An 813-nucleotide genomic window follows, 5' to 3' on the forward strand; every position below is an offset into this window, starting at 1 on the left:
GGGGGGGTGGGATCCCTGCTGGGCTTGTCAGCTCTGCTGTGGTTTGTGGTTTGGCAGGTGCGGGCGGTAGCTGTAGCGCTGGATTTGGAGTGGTGGCGGCTGCTGGGCCTGATCCCATTGGCTTTCCTAGGGGGGATCCTGTCCCTGAGCTGGCTGACCAGCAGCGTCGTTGCTTTGGCTTCCTTGGGCTAAAGCTTATAGTTGTTTCAGGTTAGGGTGAGACGCCTGGGCTACCAAGAAAAGCCTTCTGGTTCTGCGTATTGTTGCTCCGCAACGCTGACGCGACGATGCGACCAGGGCTTTAGGTGTGGGTGCAGTGTCCTAGTTGGAGTTGAAATGATCATAATTCCCATTGGATCTTGGGGTGTGGCCAGGGATGCTTCCCTGGAATTAGCGGGGCACTCGCTGCAGATGCGGCTTTTCCTCCGGCAGAATAGCGCCTTCTACGGGGCAAACCTGTAAACAGATGCCACAGTCGATGCAGGTGGAAAACTCAATCCAAAAGTAGTCGGTGCCTTTGGCATTTTTGGTATCGCCGGGGTGGATGCAGGCAACAGGGCAAGCCTCTACACAGTCGGCCACACCTTCACAGATATCGGTGACAATTGTATGCGGCATGGATCCCTCCCAATGAACGCTCTAAGTCAAATCCTAAGTGCAGTTGCCACAAGGTCAGCCTTGACGTCGCCTGCGCTTCCTATGCTGTTGACTTTTTGATTAGAATGCGCGATATTTGCCCGAAGCTGCCTGAAAAAGATGGGACTTATATCTCAGTTCTAGGGTTCATTTTAGGCCAATATTGCTCCCCCCCGA

1 protein-coding gene and 1 pseudogene are annotated in these 813 nt (G+C 54.1%); one reads left to right on the plus strand and one right to left on the minus strand.

What is annotated here, in order from left to right; translation table 11 throughout:
- Positions 1-192: pseudogene (locus tag NW837_RS13995) on the plus strand (hypothetical protein); the annotation flags it as partial.
- Positions 193-390: 198 nt separating this feature from the next.
- On the opposite strand, the gene NW837_RS14000 reads toward NW837_RS13995, so the two are convergent.
- A complete protein-coding gene (locus NW837_RS14000) occupies positions 391-618 on the minus strand; it encodes an indolepyruvate ferredoxin oxidoreductase subunit alpha (protein ID WP_011434056.1) in 228 nt (75 codons plus the stop codon).
- Positions 619-813: the final 195 nt, after the last annotated feature.

Origin of the sequence: Synechococcus sp. R6-10 (assembly GCF_047461815.1) — a bacterium.
In the GTDB taxonomy this organism is placed as follows: Bacteria; Cyanobacteriota; Cyanobacteriia; order Thermostichales; family Thermostichaceae; genus Thermostichus.

Excerpts from the sequence above, each read along its gene's own strand:
- NW837_RS14000 (WP_011434056.1), bottom strand. The coding sequence starts at position 618 with ATGCCGCATACAATTGTCACCGATATCTGTGAAGGTGTGGCCGACTGT.